This window comes from Streptomyces sp. NBC_00554 (assembly GCF_041431135.1).
Taxonomy (GTDB): Bacteria; Actinomycetota; Actinomycetes; order Streptomycetales; family Streptomycetaceae; genus Streptomyces.
The window spans coordinates 7,809,475-7,827,209 of the sequence record NZ_CP107799.1 but is presented as its reverse complement, the minus strand read 5'-3'; the positions used below and the strand labels follow the sequence as shown (position 1 = coordinate 7,827,209).

General features: G+C 69.2%; 16 protein-coding genes. 9 read left to right on the top strand and 7 right to left on the bottom strand.

Features of this window, described 5'->3' with window-relative positions:
- Positions 1-82: 82 nt before the first annotated feature.
- Both OG266_RS34495 and OG266_RS34490 read left to right on the top strand, forming a co-directional pair.
- On the top strand, positions 83-1,051 hold the full coding sequence (locus tag OG266_RS34495) for an NAD(P)-dependent alcohol dehydrogenase (RefSeq protein WP_371550503.1): 969 nt from the start codon (positions 83-85) through the stop codon (positions 1,049-1,051).
- Between the two features lie 73 nt (positions 1,052-1,124).
- Complete coding sequence (locus OG266_RS34490) at positions 1,125-2,321, top strand: MFS transporter (RefSeq protein ID WP_371550501.1); 1,197 nt, start codon at positions 1,125-1,127, stop codon at positions 2,319-2,321.
- Here the strand turns inward: OG266_RS34490 and OG266_RS34485 are convergent.
- Both OG266_RS34485 and OG266_RS34480 read right to left on the bottom strand, forming a co-directional pair.
- Positions 2,297-3,463 carry a hypothetical protein gene (locus OG266_RS34485; RefSeq protein WP_371550500.1) on the bottom strand — a complete coding sequence of 389 codons (1,167 nt, stop codon included), beginning with the start codon at positions 3,461-3,463 and terminating at the stop codon, positions 2,297-2,299. The genes OG266_RS34490 and OG266_RS34485 overlap by 25 nt on opposite strands.
- Complete coding sequence (locus tag OG266_RS34480) at positions 3,460-4,401, bottom strand: 5-dehydro-4-deoxyglucarate dehydratase (RefSeq protein ID WP_371550498.1); 942 nt, start codon at positions 4,399-4,401, stop codon at positions 3,460-3,462. Before OG266_RS34480 ends, OG266_RS34485 begins: the two co-directional genes overlap by 4 nt.
- A gap of 303 nt (positions 4,402-4,704) precedes the next feature.
- On the opposite strand from OG266_RS34480, the gene OG266_RS34475 reads away from it, so the two are divergent.
- From OG266_RS34475 to OG266_RS34445, 7 genes are all read left to right on the top strand, one after another.
- Complete coding sequence (locus OG266_RS34475) at positions 4,705-5,514, top strand: NAD-dependent epimerase/dehydratase family protein (RefSeq protein ID WP_371550496.1); 810 nt, start codon at positions 4,705-4,707, stop codon at positions 5,512-5,514.
- Positions 5,515-5,806: 292 nt separating this feature from the next.
- Positions 5,807-6,577, top strand: coding sequence for a DeoR/GlpR family DNA-binding transcription regulator (locus OG266_RS34470; protein ID WP_266466012.1), 771 nt, complete (start codon positions 5,807-5,809; stop codon positions 6,575-6,577).
- A gap of 115 nt (positions 6,578-6,692) precedes the next feature.
- Positions 6,693-8,063 carry a sugar ABC transporter substrate-binding protein gene (locus OG266_RS34465; RefSeq protein WP_266466010.1) on the top strand — a complete coding sequence of 457 codons (1,371 nt, stop codon included), beginning with the start codon at positions 6,693-6,695 and terminating at the stop codon, positions 8,061-8,063.
- Positions 8,060-8,998 carry a carbohydrate ABC transporter permease gene (locus OG266_RS34460; protein ID WP_266466007.1) on the top strand — a complete coding sequence of 313 codons (939 nt, stop codon included), beginning with the start codon at positions 8,060-8,062 and terminating at the stop codon, positions 8,996-8,998. Before OG266_RS34465 ends, OG266_RS34460 begins: the two co-directional genes overlap by 4 nt.
- Positions 8,998-9,876 (top strand): carbohydrate ABC transporter permease, encoded by an 879-nt coding sequence (locus OG266_RS34455; RefSeq protein ID WP_266466004.1) that lies wholly within the window; start codon positions 8,998-9,000, stop codon positions 9,874-9,876. The genes OG266_RS34460 and OG266_RS34455 overlap by 1 nt, the downstream gene beginning before the upstream one ends.
- Positions 9,873-10,862: a zinc-dependent alcohol dehydrogenase family protein gene (locus OG266_RS34450; RefSeq protein ID WP_329548350.1), complete on the top strand. Its 990-nt coding sequence runs from the start codon at positions 9,873-9,875 to the stop codon at positions 10,860-10,862. Before OG266_RS34455 ends, OG266_RS34450 begins: the two co-directional genes overlap by 4 nt.
- Before the next feature lie 108 nt (positions 10,863-10,970).
- Positions 10,971-12,152: a TerD family protein gene (locus OG266_RS34445; protein WP_371553060.1), complete on the top strand. Its 1,182-nt coding sequence runs from the start codon at positions 10,971-10,973 to the stop codon at positions 12,150-12,152.
- Positions 12,153-12,386: 234 nt separating this feature from the next.
- On the opposite strand, the gene OG266_RS34440 is transcribed toward OG266_RS34445, so the two are convergent.
- The 5 genes from OG266_RS34440 to OG266_RS34420 all read right to left on the bottom strand — a co-directional run bounded on the left by OG266_RS34440 (position 12,387) and on the right by OG266_RS34420 (position 17,596).
- Entirely contained in the window at positions 12,387-12,953 is a 567-nt protein-coding gene (locus tag OG266_RS34440; RefSeq protein ID WP_371550492.1) for a TetR/AcrR family transcriptional regulator, read from the bottom strand.
- A 73-nt stretch (positions 12,954-13,026) separates the two neighbouring features.
- Positions 13,027-14,043, bottom strand: coding sequence for a 1-aminocyclopropane-1-carboxylate deaminase (locus OG266_RS34435; RefSeq protein WP_371550490.1), 1,017 nt, complete (start codon positions 14,041-14,043; stop codon positions 13,027-13,029).
- A 14-nt stretch (positions 14,044-14,057) separates the two neighbouring features.
- Positions 14,058-14,699, bottom strand: a complete 642-nt coding sequence (locus OG266_RS34430) for a GntR family transcriptional regulator (RefSeq protein WP_371550488.1) — start codon at positions 14,697-14,699, stop codon at positions 14,058-14,060.
- 129 nt (positions 14,700-14,828) lie between these two features.
- Complete coding sequence (locus OG266_RS34425; protein ID WP_371550487.1) at positions 14,829-16,418, bottom strand: TROVE domain-containing protein; 1,590 nt, start codon at positions 16,416-16,418, stop codon at positions 14,829-14,831.
- Positions 16,419-17,335: 917 nt separating this feature from the next.
- Positions 17,336-17,596, bottom strand: a complete 261-nt coding sequence (locus OG266_RS34420; protein WP_371550485.1) for a hypothetical protein — start codon at positions 17,594-17,596, stop codon at positions 17,336-17,338.
- Positions 17,597-17,735 lie beyond the last annotated feature (139 nt).

The following is a 17,735-nucleotide window of genomic DNA, read 5'->3' as shown; positions in this document are numbered from 1 at the left end:
TGGTCAGGCGTTCGAATCGCCGGAATGCTCGATGTCAGAGGCGACTGCTCGACGTCAGAGGCCCGCGAGAAGGAGAACCACCGTGAAAGCGATCGTCCAGGATGCCTACGGAACCGCCGACCTGCTGGAACTGCGGGAGATCGGCCGACCGGTACCCCGTGACGACGAGGTGCTCGTCGAGGTGCGCGCCGCCGGCGTCGACCCGAGCGTCTGGCATCTCATGACGGGCAGGCCCCTGGTGGCCCGTGTCGTCCTCGGAGTCCGCAGGCCCAAGAACCCGGTGCGGGGCTGGGACGGCGCCGGGCGCGTGGAGGCCGTCGGCGCGAAGGTGACCGAGTTCAAGCCGGGCGACGAGGTGTTCGGCAACTGCGACGGCTCGTTCGCCGAGTTCGCGCGCGCCAAGGCCCGCAGGCTCGTGCTCAAGCCACCCAACATCACCTTCGAGCAGGCCGCCGCCCTCCCCGTCTCCGGCATGACCGCCCTCCAGGCGCTGAGCGGGAAGGGCCGCCCCAAGCCGGGCGACCAGGTTCTCGTCATCGGTGCCTCCGGCGGCGTCGGAACCTTCGCCGTCCAGCTGGCCGCGATGTACGGCGCCGTGGTCACCGGCGTCTGCGGTCCCACCAACACGGATCTCGTACGTTCCCTGGGCGCCGCCCACGTCCTCGACTACACCCACGAGGACGTCACCGCCGGCTCCGGCCGCTACGACGTCATCGTCGACTGCGCGGGCCTGCGCCCGCTGCCCCACCTGCGCCGCGTCCTCGCCCCGCACGGCACCCTCGTCATGGTCGGCGGCGAGGGCGGCAGCGCCTTCTTCGGCGGGATGAGCCGCGAGATCCGGGCCTCCCTGCTCTCGCCCTTCGTCGGCCAGAACTTCCGCAACCTCGTCTCCCTCCCCCGCCACGAGGACCTCCTGACCCTCAAGGACCTCGCCGAGAACGGAAAGATCACCCCGGCCATCGACCGCACCTACCCTCTCGACGAGGCCGCCGACGCCGTCCGGCACCTGGAGAAGGGCCATCCCCGGGGCAAGCTCGTGATCACCATCTGAAGACGTCTGCCTGCGTCTTATAGGGCATCTGCCTGATCCTTGAGGCAGGTCCTTAGCACCACGATCACCAGCCATGGCGACATGGACAGTCACGCGCGTCCTGCGGGACCGCAACGCGGGTTTGTATCTGAGCGCGGTCGTGGTCTCCGGCTTCGGCTCGTCGGCGCTGTGGCTGGTGTCCGGCATCTGGGTCAAGGACCTGACCGGCTCGGACGGCCTGGCCGCCCTCTGCGTCTTCGCCCTCTGGGCCCCCACGCTCATCGGCCCCGCCCTGGGCACACTCGCCGACCGCGTCCGCCGCAGGCCGCTCCTCATCGCGGCGAACCTGCTGTTGGCCGCGCTGCTGCCGGCCCTCTTCGCCGTGGATGCGCCGGGCCGCCTGTGGATCCTCTTCGCGGTGCTCCTGGTCTACGGCGCCACGGGCGTCGTCCATGACGCGGCGGAGTCGGCGCTGATCGCCTCGGCCGTCGACAAGTCCCTTCTCGGCGACTTCAACGGCCTGCGCATGACGGCCAACGAGGGGATGAAGCTGGTCGCCCCGCTCGCCGGGGCGGGCCTGTACGCGGTGTACGGCGGGGCACGGGTCGCACTCCTTGACGCCGTGACGTTCGCGCTGGCCGCGGGTGTGTACGCCCTCCTGCGGTTGCGCGAGACCCCGCCGCCCAAGGCCACCTCCACCTGGCGCACGCAGACCGCCGAAGGCGCCCGCCACCTCTGGGCCCACCCCCGGCTGCGCCCACTCGTCCTGGCAGGCGGCACCACCATGCTCTTCGCGGGCGTCAACGGCGCGACGGTCTACGCCGTTGTCGAAGGCCTCGGCCACTCACCCGCGTACGTGGGTCTCCTCTACGCCGTCCAGGGCGCCGGCTCGGTGGCGATCGGCCTGGCCGCGGGTCCTCTTCTGCGCCGGCTGGGCGAGCGGCGGTTCGCGGGGTACGGCATCGCGCTCACCGCGCTGGCGGTGACGGCTCGTGCGCTCCCGTACGACACGGTGGTCCTCACCTCGGCCGCGGCGGTCGGCATCGGCCTCCCGTGCGTGCTGATCGCGGCGCTCACCGCGGTCCAGCGCGAGACCCCGGCCGCTCTCCTGGGCCGTACGGCGGCGACCGCCAACACCCTGATGTTCGCTCCGAACGCGATAGGTCTCGCGCTGGGCGCGGGCCTGGTCGAACTCGTCGACCACCAGGTGCTGTTGGCGGCGCTCGGGGCGGTGCGACTGGTGACGGTGGTGCCCCTGTTCGGGTCTCAGCCGAGCCGCGCGAGCGCCTGAGTCACGAGCGACAGATCCTCGTCGGACGCCAACCCCGCGTGATACAGCCGCACTTCGGTGGCCCCATGCCCCGCCGCCCGTGCCACGTCCTCGCCGAGAGCCGCCGGGCGGCCGCCCATGCCGCCCACCACGGTGAAGTTGGCCGCCAGCACACTCCCGCCAACACCCCTGTCCGCAAAGGGAGTCAGCAGCCCCGAACCGCCGGTACAGGGCACGACGACACCATCGGCCACCGACAGAATGTGCTCAGGATCCACTCCCGCGTTCGCGCCGCAGTGGTACGAGACGGGGTCCGCGTGCAGCAGAATCTGGAACCCCTCCGGAGCGGCCGCGCGCACCGCGGCGACCGCCTCCGACTGGAGCGAACGCGCCACGGAGTCCCGCCACGCGCGCGTGGCACCGGCGAGCTCACTACCGAGCAGCTTCTCCACGGCCTCCCAGCCCCCGGCCGGAGTGTCACCCCGCCATACGGGCTCCAGAGCACGCCGGACGGCGATCGCCAACTCTTCGGGATCCAGCCCCTGTTGTGCGTATCCCTCGCGGCACGAGGGGCAGAAGCACAGCGACATGAGGTACTGCCCGGCGTCCCCGAGGCCCACCCCCGCCGTCTTGTCGTGGGCGTGGAGATGCGCGAGCCCGTACCACCCGAGGGACTCCAGCTCCGTACCCCCGGCCCCGGGCCGCACCGCCGCCTCGACGGCCAGCTCGACCAGGTAGGCGCGCGTGTCGGGCTGGGCGATGCAGGGTGCCCACGGATAGCGGTCCTCGTAGGCGTTGACCACGGAGGTGTCCGGAAACTCCTCACCCATACGGGAGTTGTGCGCGAGCACCACCCAGGTGTGTACGTCGAGACCGGCCCCGGCGAGCGCCTCGGCGGCCTCCCCGTACGCGTCGCCCGGCGCCCAGTCCCCGGCGGCGTACGGCCGGAGCCTTCGCCCCTCCCACCGCTCGTCCGCGGGGTAGAGCACGGCGGCGTGCGAGGCGGTGACGATCCGGTGCCGGGGATGCCGTGGCGTCAGGGCGCGCGTGGAGTGGTACGCGGAGGCGAGCGTCGCCTGCCGGACGCCGAGCCCGGCGATCCGCCCGGCTGCCTCCGGGTCTCCGTTGACGTCCCAGGGGTAGACGAACGCCGACGCCTTCACACGCCCTCCTCGATCAGCCCGTACCCGCGCTCGATCAGCTGCGCGAGCTGCTTCACATGGTCCTCGGTCGGCTCGTGCAACGGCGGCCGCACCTCACCCACGTCCAGCCCCCGAAGCCGCACCCCGGCCTTGACGAGTGAGACGGCGTATCCGCGGCCCTGGGCGCGCAGATCGACGAACGGCCGGTAGAAGCCGTCGAGCAGCCGGTTCACGACCTCGTCGTCCCCGGCGTTGAGCGCCTGGTGGAAGGCGAGAGCGATCTCGGGAGCGAAGCAGAACACGGCGGACGAGTACAGCGTGATGCCGACCCCCCGATAGGCGAGCCCGGTCAGTTCAGCCGTCGGCAGCCCGTTGAAGTACAGGAACTCCCCCGGGACTTCGCTGCGCACCGCGCTGACGATCCGCTGCATCAGGTCCAGGTCCCCGAGCCCGTCCTTGAACCCGATGATCCCCTCGGTACGGGCCAGCTCGACCACGGTCTCCGGCGTGAACACGGCGTTGTCGCGCTGATAGACGACGACCGGCAGTGAGGTCGCCGCCGCGAGCTCCCGATAGTGCCGCAGCAGGCCCTCCTGCGAGGCCACCACGAGATACGGCGGCATGGCGAGCAGCCCGTCGGCCCCGGCCGCCTCCGCGAGCCGCGCGAACCGCACGGCGAGCGCGGGCCCGTACCCGGCGCCCGCGACGACCGGCACGCGCCCGTCCGCCGCCTCGACGGCCGCCCGTACGCACGCCTCGAACTCCTCGGGCGCGAGCGCGTGGAACTCCCCGGTGCCGCAGCAGGCGAAGACGGCGGCGGCTCCGGCCTCGACACCGCGCCGCACATGCTCCCGGTAGACGTCGAGATCGACGCCGCCGTCGGAGCCGTACGCGGTGACAGGGAAGAACAGCGGCCCACTGGGGATGCTGAGCCGAGCGGCAAGGGGGGCTGACGTCACGGACTCTCCCTAAGCGGTGCACGCTTCGCGGTGCACGTCTCTCGGTGCATGTTCTTTCGGTGCATGTTTCTGATCCACGTCCATATTTCTGAACGCGACCACGCTAAGCCGCGACCTTGGGGCCGGTCAAGCGCACGAACTCGCAACACGGAGGCGGATTTCCCGCCTCCGCGCGAGACTTGACGCAGCCCGTCGGCAATCCTTAGCGTGTCCATGGATGTGAATTCAGTACACACATGCGCATGTTCTGAGGCTGTCGATCCAGGCCGACGATCAACGCTGCCGATTCAAGGAGACCCGAGGATGCCCGCTCCCCGCACCGTTCTGCTCACCGGCGCCGCCGGCGGCGTCGGCACCCTGATGCGGGGGCTGCTGCCGAAGTACGGCTACGAACTGCGTCTCCTCGACCTGCTCCCCATCGAGGGCGAGCCGGACGCGATCACCGCGGACCTCTCCGACAAAGCGGCCTTGCGCGAGGCGGTCCGGGGCGTCGACGCGATCATCCACCTCGCGGGCATCTCTCTGGAAGCCTCGTTCGACAAGATCCTCAAGGCGAACATCGAGGGAACGTACAACCTGTACGAGGCGGCACGCGAGGAGGGCGTACCTCGCATCGTCTTCGCCTCCTCCAACCACGCGGTGGGCTACGCCCCGCGTCCACAAGGCGACGACCCGCTCATCCCTATCGACACACCGCACCGCCCGGACACCTTCTACGGCCTGTCGAAGTCCTTCGGCGAGGACCTGGCCCAGTTCTACTGGGACAAGCACGGCCAGGAGACGGTCTCGGTCCGCATCGGCTCCTGTTTCGCGGAACCCACGAGCGTGCGCATGCTCTCCGTCTGGATGAGCCCCGAGGACGGCGCCCGCCTCTTCCACGCCGCCCTCACCGCCGAGGACGTACAGCACACGGTCGTCTACGGCTCCTCCGCCAACACCCGCCTGTGGTGGGACCTCTCGACCGCCCGCGCGCTGGGCTACGAGCCGCGGGACGACTCCGAGCCGTACGCCGAGAAGATCGTCGCCGAACAGGGCGAGCTCGACCCGGACAACCCGGACCACGCCCACCTGGGCGGCCACTTCACCACGCACCCGCCGATCTGGCCGTACTGAGGCCGCGGCGGCGGCAGGCCACTGCGCACGGGGGCGGGCGGGCACCGAACGGGCCCGCCCGCCCCCGTGTTCGGGCACCGACCCTGCCCGATCCCACCTCCCCGTCCGCTCCGCCCCAGGTCCGCCGCGGGCACCCGTGGCGCGAAACGGGCACAGCCGGGCACCATCGGGCATGCAACAGGCCTGGTCAGTGGCTGATAGCCGCTGTACAACTTCCCTACAAGGGCCCACCCGGCCCGAACGGGCAGTACGCGGAGCGGCGTACTCCGGAGCGAGGGAGCAGGTGACGGCCATGACGCCCATGACGGCGGAGGAACGTCAGCGCGAGATCGTCCTGGCCGCCCGTCGCACCGGCTCGGTCGACGTCACCGCGCTCGCCACCGAACTGGGCGTCGCGAAGGAGACCGTACGGCGCGATCTACGCACCCTGGAGGACCACGGTCTGGTACGCCGCACCCACGGCGGCGCCTATCCCGTGGAGAGCGCCGGCTTCGAGACGACGCTCGCCTTCCGCACCACCAGCCACGTGCCCGAGAAGCGCCGGATCGCGGCCGCCGCGGCCGAACTGCTCGGGGACGCCGAGACGGTCTTCGTCGACGAGGGGTTCACCCCGCAGCTCATCGCCGAGGCACTGCCCAGGGACCGGCACCTCACGGTGGTCACCGCCTCCCTGGCCACCGCGGGCGCGCTCGCCGAGGCCGACAACACGAGCGTCCTGCTGCTCGGCGGCCGGGTCCGCCCCGGCACACTCGCGACCGTGGACCACTGGACGACGAAGATGCTCGCCGGCTTCGTCATCGATCTGGCGTTCATCGGCGCCAACGGCATCTCCCGCGAACACGGCCTCACCACCCCCGACCCGGCGGTCAGCGAGGTCAAGGCCCAGGCGATCCGGGCCTCCCGGCGCACGGTCTTCGCAGGCGTGCACACCAAGTTCGGCGCGGTCAGCTTCTGCCGGTTCGCCGACATCAGCTCCCTGGAGGCGATCGTCACGAGCACGCTGCTTCCAACGGCCGAGGCACACCGGTACTCCCTGCAGGGCCCCCAGGTCATCCGAGTCTGAGAAACAAACCGACCCCTCCCCGCCAAGTCTGAAAACCCAACCCACCCAGGCACATCCCCACCCATCCACGCCCCTTATATCCCCATACGTATACGTCTACGTCCAGGAGTGATCCATGCGAACCCCGAGCCGACGGAGGCCGCGCGCACTGCTCGCCGCGGCAGCCGCAGGGACGCTGCTCACCCCGCTGCTCTCCGGCTGCTGGACCGGAGCGGGCGGGGCGGGCTCCGGCGGGAACTCCATCAACGTACTGATGGTCAACAACCCGCAGATGGTCGAGTTGCAGAAGCTCACCGCCGCCCACTTCACCAAGGAGACCGGCATCAAGGTGAACTTCACCGTGCTGCCGGAGAACGACGTCCGCGACAAGATCAGCCAGGACTTCGCCAACCAGGCGGGCCAGTACGACGTCGCCACGCTCAGCAACTACGAGATACCGATCTACGCCAAGAACGGCTGGCTGCACGAGATGGACTCGTACGTGCAGAAGGACAGCGCCTTCGACGAGCAGGACATCCTCACCCCGATGCGGGAGTCCCTCACGGCCGAGGACGGCAAGCTCTACGGGCAGCCGTTCTACGGCGAGTCGTCCTTCCTGATGTACCGCAAGGACGTGTTCGCGGAGAAGGGCCTCACGATGCCGGCGCATCCCACCTGGGAGCAGGTCGCCGACCTCGCCGCGCAGGCCGACGGCGCCGAGTCGGGCATGAAGGGCATCTGTCTGCGCGGCCTGCCCGGCTGGGGCGAGGTCATGGCCCCGCTCACCACCATCGTGAACACCTTCGGCGGCACCTGGTTCGACAAGGACTGGAACGCCCAGCTCGACTCCCCCGAGTGGGAGGCGGCCACGAAGTTCTACGTGGACCTCGTCCGCGAGCACGGTGAATCGGGCGCTCCCCAGTCCGGCTTCGCCGAGTGCCTCAACAACATGACCCAGAGCAAGACGGCCATGTGGTACGACGCCACCTCCGCCGCCGGTTCACTGGAGGCGGCCGACTCCCCGGTCAAGGGCAAGATCGGCTACGTACCCGCTCCGGTGGAGAAGACCGACTCCTCCGGCTGGCTCTACACCTGGGCCTGGGGCATCCAGGACGCGTCCCGGAACCCGGACAAGGCCTGGAAGTTCGTCTCCTGGGCGTCGAGCAAGGAGTACGAGCAGCTGGTCGGCGACGAGATCGGCTGGTCCAACGTCCCGGCCGGCAAGCGTGCCTCGACGTACACGAACGCCGACTACCTCAAGGAGGCCGGCGCCTTCCAGGAGATGACGAAGGAGGCCATCGAGGGCGCCAAGCCCACCGACCCCGGCGTGCAGCCGCGCCCCGCGCCCGGCATCCAGTTCGTCGGCATCCCCGAGTTCACCGATCTCGGCACCAAGGTCTCGCAGGAGATCAGCGCGGCCATCGCCGGACGCCAGTCCGTCGAGTCGGCCCTGAAGAAGTCCCAGAGTCTCGCCGAAGAGATCTCGAAGGAGTACGAGGGACGATGACCGCCACGACAACAGCCCCCCTTGCCACCGCTTCGGTAAGCGCCACCCGCAAGCCGCCCTCGGACCGGATACGCGCCTGGGCCACCCGCGCCCCACTCCTCCCCGCCCTCATCTTCATGATCGCCGTGACCCAGCTCCCGTTCGTGGCCACGCTGGTGATCTCCTTCTTCGACTGGAACGCCCTCTACCCGGACGCCCGCCACTTCACGGGCTTCAGCAACTACACGGACGTCCTGACCGACGCCGACCTGCGCCACTCGGTCTGGACGACGGTCCTCCTGACCGTGACGGTGGTCCTGGCCAGCCTGGTCCTCGGCCTGCTCCTGGCCCTGCTCCTGGACCGCAAGTTCCGCGGCCGGGGCATCGTCCGAACCCTCCTGATCGCACCGTTCCTGGTGGTCCCGGTGGCGGCGGCCCTGCTCTGGAAGCATGTGCTCTACAACCCGGAGTACGGCCTCTTCAACGGCTTGCTGCACTATGTGGGCGGCCCGGAACCGGACTGGATCTCCAACACCCCGCTCCTGGCGGTCGAGGCGTCCCTCGTCTGGCAGTGGACCCCGTTCATGATGCTGATCCTGCTCGCGGGCCTGCAGAGCCGCGATCACCAGCAGATCGAGGCCGCGAAGGTGGACGGCGCCAGCGACTGGCAGGTCTTCCGCTACCTCACCCTCCCCCACCTGCGCCGCTACCTCGAACTGGGCGCCCTCCTGGGCTCGATCTACATCGTCCAGAACTTCGACGCGGTCTTCACCATCACCTCGGGCGGCCTGGGCACGGCGAACCTCCCCTACACCGTCTACCAGAGCTTCTACCAGGCCCACGAGAACGGCCTCGCCTCCGCCGCCGGCGTCCTGGTCGTCATCGGCTCGATCATCATCGCGACCTTCGCGCTCCGCGTGGTCTCGTCCCTGTTCCGCGAGGAGGTGTCCCGCTGATGACTGCGACAGCAACACCCGCACGTACGACCCCCGCTCCCCCCACGCACCCCACTCGCCGCAGGCGGGGAGCAGGCCTGGGCCTGGCCGCCTGGCTCCTGGGAATCATCTTCTTCCTCCCCATCGCCTGGATGGCCCTGACCTCCTTCCACTCCGAGTCGGACGCGGCGACCAACCCCCCGTCCTTCGGCGCGGCCCTCACCCTCGACGGCTACCGCGAGTTCTTCGGCACCGGCGGCGGCGCGAGCCCCTGGCCCGCGCTCCTCAACTCGGTCACGGCGTCACTGGCCTCCACCCTCCTCGTCCTGCTCCTCGCCTTCCCGGCGGCGTACGCGCTCTCCATCCGCCCGGTGAAGAAGTGGACGAACGTCCTGTTCTTCTTCCTCTCGACGAAGATGCTCCCGGTCGTGGCGGGCCTCCTCCCGATCTACCTCTTCGCGAAGAACACCGGAATGCTGGACAACATCTGGCTCCTGGTCATCCTCTACACCTCCATGAACCTGCCGATCGCGGTGTGGATGATGCAGTCCTTCCTGGCCGAAGTCCCAGTGGCTGTCATCGAAGCGGCGCAGATAGACGGCGCGAAGCTGCCCACGATCCTCGCTCGCATCGTGGCCCCGATCTCCGCACCCGGAATCGCCGCGACGGCCCTGATCTGCTTCATCTTCAGCTGGAACGAACTCCTCTTCGCCAGGGTCCTCACCGGCGTGGTCGCGGAAACCGCCCCCGTCTTCCTGACCGGCTTCATCACCAGCCAGGGCCTGTTCCTGGCGAAGGTGTGCGCAGCCTCGCTCGTCATCTCCCTGCCGGTGCTCGCCGCGGGGTTCGCCGCCCAGGACAAGCTGGTCCAGGGCCTGTCGTTGGGAGCCGTGAAATGAAGGCCGCAGTCATCGAGTCCGTCGGCCGCGCCGTGGTGGCCGAGGTCCCGGACCCGACGCCGGGCCCCCGAGAGGTCGTCGTCGAGGTCGCCGCCTGCGGCCTCTGCGGCACCGACCTGCACATCCTCCAGGGCGAGTTCGCTCCCAAGCTGCCGATCGTGCCGGGTCACGAGTTCGCGGGCGAGGTGGTCGCCGTCGGCACCCAGGTAACGGAACTCTCGACCGGCGACCGCGTAGCGGTGGACCCCTCCCTCTACTGCTACGAGTGCCGCTACTGCCGTTCGGGCCACAACAACCTCTGCGAACGCTGGGCAGCGATCGGCGTCACCACAGCCGGCGGAGCCGCCCAGTTCGCCGTAGCCCCCGTGGCCAACTGCGTAAAGCTCCCCGAGCACGTCCGCACCCAGGACGCGGCCCTGGTCGAACCCCTGTCCTGCGCGGTACGCGGCTACGACGTCCTGCAGTCCCGCCTCGGCGCCCATGTCCTGATCTACGGCTCCGGAACGATGGGCCTGATGATGCTGGAGCTGGCGAAGCGCACGGGCGCGGCGAGCGTGGACATGGTGGACCTCAACCAGCAGCGCCTGTCGACGGCCCAACTGCTGGGGGTCTCCTCCTCGGCCACGACCGCCGACGAACTGGACCGCCCGCAGGGCTGGGACCTGGTCATCGACGCGACCGGCAACGCGGCCGCGATCCAGGACGGCCTGGACCGCGTAGCAAAGGCCGGCACCTTCCTCCAGTTCGGAGTGGCCGACTACGCAACCCGCGTGACGATCGACCCGTACCGCATCTACAACCAAGAAATCACGATCACCGGCTCCATGGCGGTGCTCCACAGCTTCGAACGAGCGGCGGAACTGTTCGCGACCGGTGTCCTGGACCCCGACATCTTCATCAGCGACCGCATGCCGCTGACCAGCTACCCACAGGCGCTGGAGCAGTTCGCATCGGGAGTGGGAAGGAAGATCGTAGTAGTGCCATAAGGCAGCCAGAGTTGCTTCGGGCGGGCCCCCACCCCCCACCCGGAGCAACTCCTCGCTTGGTAAGGGAACGGTAAAGCGCCCCCGCTCGTTACCCCAGTCATGACAGCTATGACCCCCGGCTCGAACATCCCTCTCCCCGTCGCCCGCGTGACGGTGGACGTCGCCGCCCCGGTGCGGCTCGACGTTTCGAGCCTGCTGCTCACCGCCGACGGCAAGGTGCGCTCCGACGACGACTTCATCTTCTACAACCAGCCCACGGGCCCGGGAGTGACCTACCGCTCGGGCGGCGGCACGGCCCCCGACGCGATCACGGTCGACACGTCCGCGGTCCCCCCGGGCATCGAGAAGATCGTCGTCACGGCAAGCCCGGACGCCGCGGGCCAGACCTTCCAGGGCATCGAACCCACGGCCACGATCCGCAACGCGGACGACAACTCCGTACTGGCGTCGTTCACCCCGCCCCAGCTGGGCTCGGAAACGGCCCTGGTGATCGTGGAGGTCTACCTCCGCAACGGCGCCTGGAAGGCCCGAGCCGTAGGCCAGGGCTACGCAAACGGCCTGGCAGGCATCGCCACAGACTTCGGCGTCTCGGTGGAGGAACCGACCCCGGCAGCACCCCAGCCGACCCCCGCCCCGCAGCCCCAGGTGACGACCCCGCCGCCCCCGTCGGCTCCCCCCACCACGACCGCGGCCCCCACCCCTCCCCCCTCCGGCAAGATCAACCTGGACAAGGGCCGGGTGAGCCTCCAGAAGAACCAGACCGTCTCCCTGGTCAAGGGCGGCCGCCCGCTGCTCTCCCAGGTCAAGATGGGCCTCGGCTGGGAGCCCGCGTTCCGCGGCAAGGACATCGACCTGGACGCCTCGGTCATCGCGTACGGCCCGCAGCGCAACCACATCGACAGCTGCTACTTCGGCAAGCTCTCCATCGTCAACGGCGCGATCAAGCACTCCGGCGACAACCTCACGGGCGAGGGCGGCGGCGACGACGAGGTGATCGTCGTAGACCTGGGCCGTCTCCCCCAGGAGGTCACGGGCCTGGTCTTCACGGTCAACTCCTTCTCCGGCCAGAAGTTCACCGAGGTCGCCAAGGCCTACTGCCGCCTCCTGGACGCCGCCACAGGCGAGGAACTGGTCCGCTTCGACCTCACCAGCGCCGAAGCCCAGACAGGCGTCATCATGGCCAAGCTGATCAAGCAGTTCTCCGGCGAATGGGAAATGACGGCCCTGGGCGACTTCGTCAAGTCCCGCACAGTCCGCGGCATGGTGAAGCCAGCAGCCCAGGCCCTCTGACCACACCGAACGGCACACGCAAACCACGCACCACCACGCACCGCACCGCCCCCTCCCGCACCCGCAAAACGACGGAAGGGGGCGTGCCGGTACGTCCCATGCCCGTCGCGTACGTTCGCGTCACCGAACCCGTCTCCACTCGCCCAAGGTCTGATCCGGCGGCGACGGGCGGGGACGTACCGGCACGCCCCCGACCCACCCACCGGACAGCAGGCACTCAGGGCGCACCCGGCGTTAAGGCCGAAGCCCCTCCGTGAGCAGCGCCAGATACCGCCGGATCTGCTTCCCCTCGCCGTCAGTCAGCTCCGACGCACTGGCCACCCCAAGAGCCAGCCGCAAAACCTCGACAGGCAGCACATCCCCCCGCAGCGTCCCCTCAAGCTGAGCCGCCTCGACCAGCCGAGCGACCGCCCTGTTCAGCGAGGTCCCGCACGCAGTGCGCACGGCGGGGCTCGACTCCGCGACAGCACTCCCCAGCAGCGCCTTCAGCCCGCGGACCTGGATCATGGACAGGCTCAGCTCGTTCAGCCACTCCACCAGCGCCTCGCCAGGCGGCAACACCGCCGCGATCGCGTCCGCGCGAGCGGCAATCGCCTCGATGGTGTCGACGTACACGGCCTCCAACAGCGCCCGCCGCGTAGGAAAGTGCCGGTACAGCGTCCCGGACCCGACCCCGGCCTTCTTCGCGATGTCGTCGAGCGACGCACCCTCCCCGTGCTCGGCGAAGGCGACCGCCGCCTCTTTGAGCAGCCGCTCATAGTTCCGCCGCGCATCCGCCCGCATCGGCTTGACCTGCGCCATCCAGACACTCCTCGCCAACCGGGGACCCTCTCCGTACTTTACTCAGACGAGTCGCCGGCCCCGAGCCCCCATCTCAGAACAACGCACTGTAGGCGTTCAACGCAGGCTGCCCGCCCAGATGCGCGTACAGCACGGTCGAGTCCCCCGCGATCTCCCCCCGCGCCACCAGATCCACCATCCCGGCCATCGACTTCCCCTCGTACACGGGGTCGGTAACCATCCCCTCCGTCCGCGCGGCAAGCCGCATCGCGTCCAGCGTGGCCTCATCGGGTATCCCATAAGTCCCCGCGTGATACCGCTCGTCCAGCTCGACGTCCGCCTCGGTCAACTCCTTCTGCACACCGATGAGTTGCCCCGTCCCGTGGGCAATCCGGGCAACCTGCTCACGGGTACGCGCAGGCGCAGCCGACGCGTCGATCCCGACAACACGCCGCGACCGCCCACCCACCTCCTCCAGTGCGGCGAACCCGGCGACCATCCCGGCCTGGGTGGACCCGGTCACCGAACACACCACAACGGTGTCGAAGAAAACCCCCAACTCCCGCTCCTGCTCGGCGACTTCGTAGGCCCAGCCGGCAAACCCCAGCCCGCCCAGCGGATGATCGGAAGCCCCCGCCGGAATGGCATACGGCTTACCGCCCGCCTCCACCACCTCAGCCAGCGCCCGCTCCCAGCTCTCCTTGAACCCGATCCCGAACCCGGCCCGCACGAGCCGTACGTCGGCACCGGCGAGCCGGCTGATCAGGATGTTCCCGACCTTGTCGTAGACGGAGTCGGGCCACTCCACCCAACTCTCCTGAACCAGAACACACTTCAGCCCGGCCCGCGCCGCGCAGGCCGCGACCTGACGGGTGTGGTTGGACTGCACCCCACCAATGGAAACAAGCGTGTCGCAGCCCTGGGCAAGCGCGTCGGCGACGAGGTACTCCAGCTTGCGGGTCTTGTTCCCCCCGTAAGCAACCCCGGAGTTGCAGTCCTCCCGCTTGGCCCAGAGCGAGGCGCCACCAAGGTGCTTGGTGAGCCGCTCCAACGGGTGCACGGGCGAGGGACCGAAGAGCAGGGGGTAACGGGCATACGAGTCAAGTGACATGGGTCCTCCACGGATCAGGTATCGAGATCGGCCAGGTCTTCGAGGCCACGCCAGATCTCCGCCGTGACGCGGACGGCCTCGTCCACGTCGCCGACGGCACAGGCGTCGATCAACTCGTCGTGCAGCCCGGCCGAACGGCAGTTGCCGCCCTCGCCGAACCGGCGCCGCTCAAGGCGCCGGATGAGCGGGGTGTAGCGGGCGACGGTGGCGGCGGCGGCACCATTCCCGCTCACCCGGACGAGTACGTCGTGCAGCTCGTCGTCGGCACGCAGCGCGGCGGACACGTCACCGTCGCGCACGGCCGCGGCGAAGCGCGCGTTGGACTCCCGCATGGCACCGATGTGCTCGGCGAGAAGCCGGGGCAGCGCCGCCCGGGTGACCAGCTCGTGCATGGCGCCGACGACGGCCGCGGCGTCGCGGACATCGGCGGCCACGACAGGGGTCACCCGCGTGTAGCTCTGCGGCTTGGACTCCAGCAGGCCTTCGTCGACGAGCCGGGAGAAGGCATCCCGTACGGGCGCCCGCGAAAGCCCGAGGCGCTCGGCCAGTTCGGCGTCCTTCACGACCGCGCCTGGCGCGATGTCGCCGGCCACGATGGCGTCCCGTATCGCCTCGTACGCGCGGTCCCTGAGCAGGGTCCGAGGTATCGCTTCCATGCACTGAAATGTTAGATGTCAGGTAGCTCCCGCACAAGAGTGCGACCCGCACCGAAGCACGGGCCGCACCCAAACCAAACCGAACCCGGTACTCAGCCGAGGCCACGACTCAGCCGAAGCCGAGCCCAGTCAGGCCCCCCAAGGCCAATCCGCATCCCGAGCCCCCTCCAACAGCGGCACCATCCGAAAAGCCGCATCCGAAAGCCCACCGAACGTGTGCCGATTCCCCCGCCCCGACGGACCGTGCCCCGCCCGGTACCCGGCCAGGTTCCACGTATAGACCGGCACCTGCGCCGGAACCTGCTCGGTCGGGTCGCCGTAGTAGCTCGCCGCAGCCTGCTCGTCGGTGACGATCAGCACCCGGTCGTGCTTCTTGAAGTGCTGCCGGACCGCCTCGGTGGTGTTGGTGCCGCCGAGGTCGCCGAAGCGCTCGAGCACCTTCAGCACGGACTCACCCCGGCGGAACTTCACCCGCTTGCTGCTCGTACCGAACTCGACGAGATCCGCGTCCGCCGCCCGCAGCGCAAGCGCCGTACCGAAGATCGCCGCCGCGTCGGCCCGGTTGAGCTCGGACCGGTCCGACAGCCGCGAGAAGAACATCGAGCCCGACCGGTCGACGAGGACGAGCGTCCGCCCCGGCAGCGCGGGCACATTGGCCAGCGAGTGGCCGAGCGCCTGCTCCAGCGGGTACGACCAGCGCAGCGAGGGCGCGTGCTGGTACGCGGCGAGGTAGCGGAACGGGAACTGCCGCGAACGCGCCACCTCCGCCGGGTCACTGATCTTCGCGGCGACCTGAGCCGCCACCTCGTCACTGACACCCGCCTCGTCGAAGTTCCGCAGGTTCCGGACGAGCGCCATCGCGCCCATGGACGGGATGACGGCCTCCCAGGCCGCCTTGTCCATCGGGCCCTGCAGCCAGCCGGCCAGCGCCTCCCAGGTCATGCCCGCATCGGCCAGGCGCTGCGCACCGTGCGCTCCGGTCACGACCTTGCGCCGCTTGGCGGGCCGCAGCGACATCAGGTCACGGTGGGCCACGAGTACGGGCAGCGACTTGGGCACGACAGCCGTGTCCGGGTTGTGCCGCCGGTCCAGCGCGTACTGGAACAGCTCGCCCTGCCACGGCTTGCCGGGGTCCGGCGCCGCGTGCACCAGGTTGAGGATGTCGCCGAAGCGGTATCCCTTGGACGCGGTGTCGTACTTCAGCAGCGACTTGCCGTTGTAGAGACGTCGTACGGCGTCGGCGATGCCCCGCTTGACGGGCTTGGGCACGTTGCGGCCGTACTGGGAGGTCCAGTAGGCGAGCAGCTCGCCGGGCTCGTCGGGGCGTCGCAGCACGGAGGCGATGACCTGGCGGTTCGTCGGACCGTCACCGTCAGTGGCACCCGCGTCGAGGCGTGCCTTCACGTACTCGGCGGCGCCCACGATCGAGGCCGTACGCAGGTTGCCCTCACCGCGCAGCCAGCCGAGCAGTGCTGCCGTCCACGACGGGTCGGCGACGGCGAGCTCGCGCACCAGCACGGCGAACCGATCGTCGCGGTCCGCGCCGGTCTCGTAAAAGGTCTGCTGCGAAACGAAGTTGGCCACGGCGAGCAGAAAGAGCTCGGAGCGCGGGTCACGCTCCTGACCACGGCCGCCCTGATAGGTACGGAGCACTCGCCCCGTCGACGTCACACGCGAAGTGGGCTGAGCCTTCGCGGACTTGATGTTGAATCGTGCCATGGTGAATTCCCCCCGAATTCATTGGTGTAACGGAGGGAGGCGCAGCAAATGGAGCGTGCCCGAGGTCGGAATCGGCGACGGTTGCTTATAAACTGGCGCGTCTTCCATTCCGCCACACCGACCCGAGGTCGATGACGGGATTCGAACCCGCATGAGGAATCTTCCCCACCAGTTCCCGAAGTATCCGCTGCCTGCGCACCGGGCACACACCATGAGCTGCGCCTCCCGAGATCAAATCGGCGGCGGCCTGGATTCTTTGAGAGAGAAGTAGCCGCAGCCTGCGCACCGGGAGGTGCATGAAGTTGTGGTGTCCAGAGTTCAAAGCCGGCGGAACCGACGTAGGTGCTCTAACCCCTGAGCTACACCGGCGCGTTGTACCGGTGACGGGACTCGAACCCGCGGCCGCCCCATTATCAGTGGTAATTCTGCCGCATCCTTCTGACCTTGTCTTATGGAGGCCGAAACGGCTGTGACCTGCTAGGACGGGTTGCAGAGGCGAGCGGAGACAGTCAGAGGAAAACGCTCTGATTCGACCCCGGTTCGACCCGGGCCGCTCGGAGGCAGTCAGAGGAGATCCCTCTGAAAAGTGTCTCCGGGTAGTCCGAGTCGGCCGGCTCGATCAGACGGAGCGACCTCGGCGGCTCTCCGCCTCGACCTCGGTCGAGTTGCGATGGGGACGCCTGCCTCCGCTGGAGCCAGACAGACGAAAGCCCCCAGGACGGGAATCCTGGAGGCTTAGCTGGCACCGATTGGAGGTCGGTTCCGGACACCACCTGCGGTTTTCGCGGGCCTAGGTGGCGTCCACGTCTTTGCGGGACGGCCCCAGAATGCCATACGACACGCTCCCTCTGCACTCCTCTCAGAAGGCTTCAGGTCTATCAACTTCGCAGCCAGACGCAGTCACAGCTGCTCGGACTTCACCGCTGGGGCTCGCCGGACTGCCGCGGATCGCCGCTGATCTCGTCCTCCTCGGCGATCTCACCGGCCGCTACGCCGTGGGGAACTACAGCAGGCTCGACCGTCAGGGACGGGTCGTCCCGCGCGAGGACCGGCAGGGCCTGGCCGAGCACGGCCACCGCATCACCGCCGCCATCGCCTGCCACCTCGCACGCAGCGGGGGCACGGTGCACCAGCTGGCTGGTCTGCTCCTGCACCCGGATCACGAGGGCGGCCGCCACACGCGGACCGTCGCTCTGCGCTCTGGGCAGGCACGCGCCCTGGCATACCTTCACCGGATCTGGGACAGCGCCCGCACAACTGTCAGCTCCACGGCGCGGGTTGAATCCCGCCAGCACTCCCACGAAGTCCTCGCAGCCC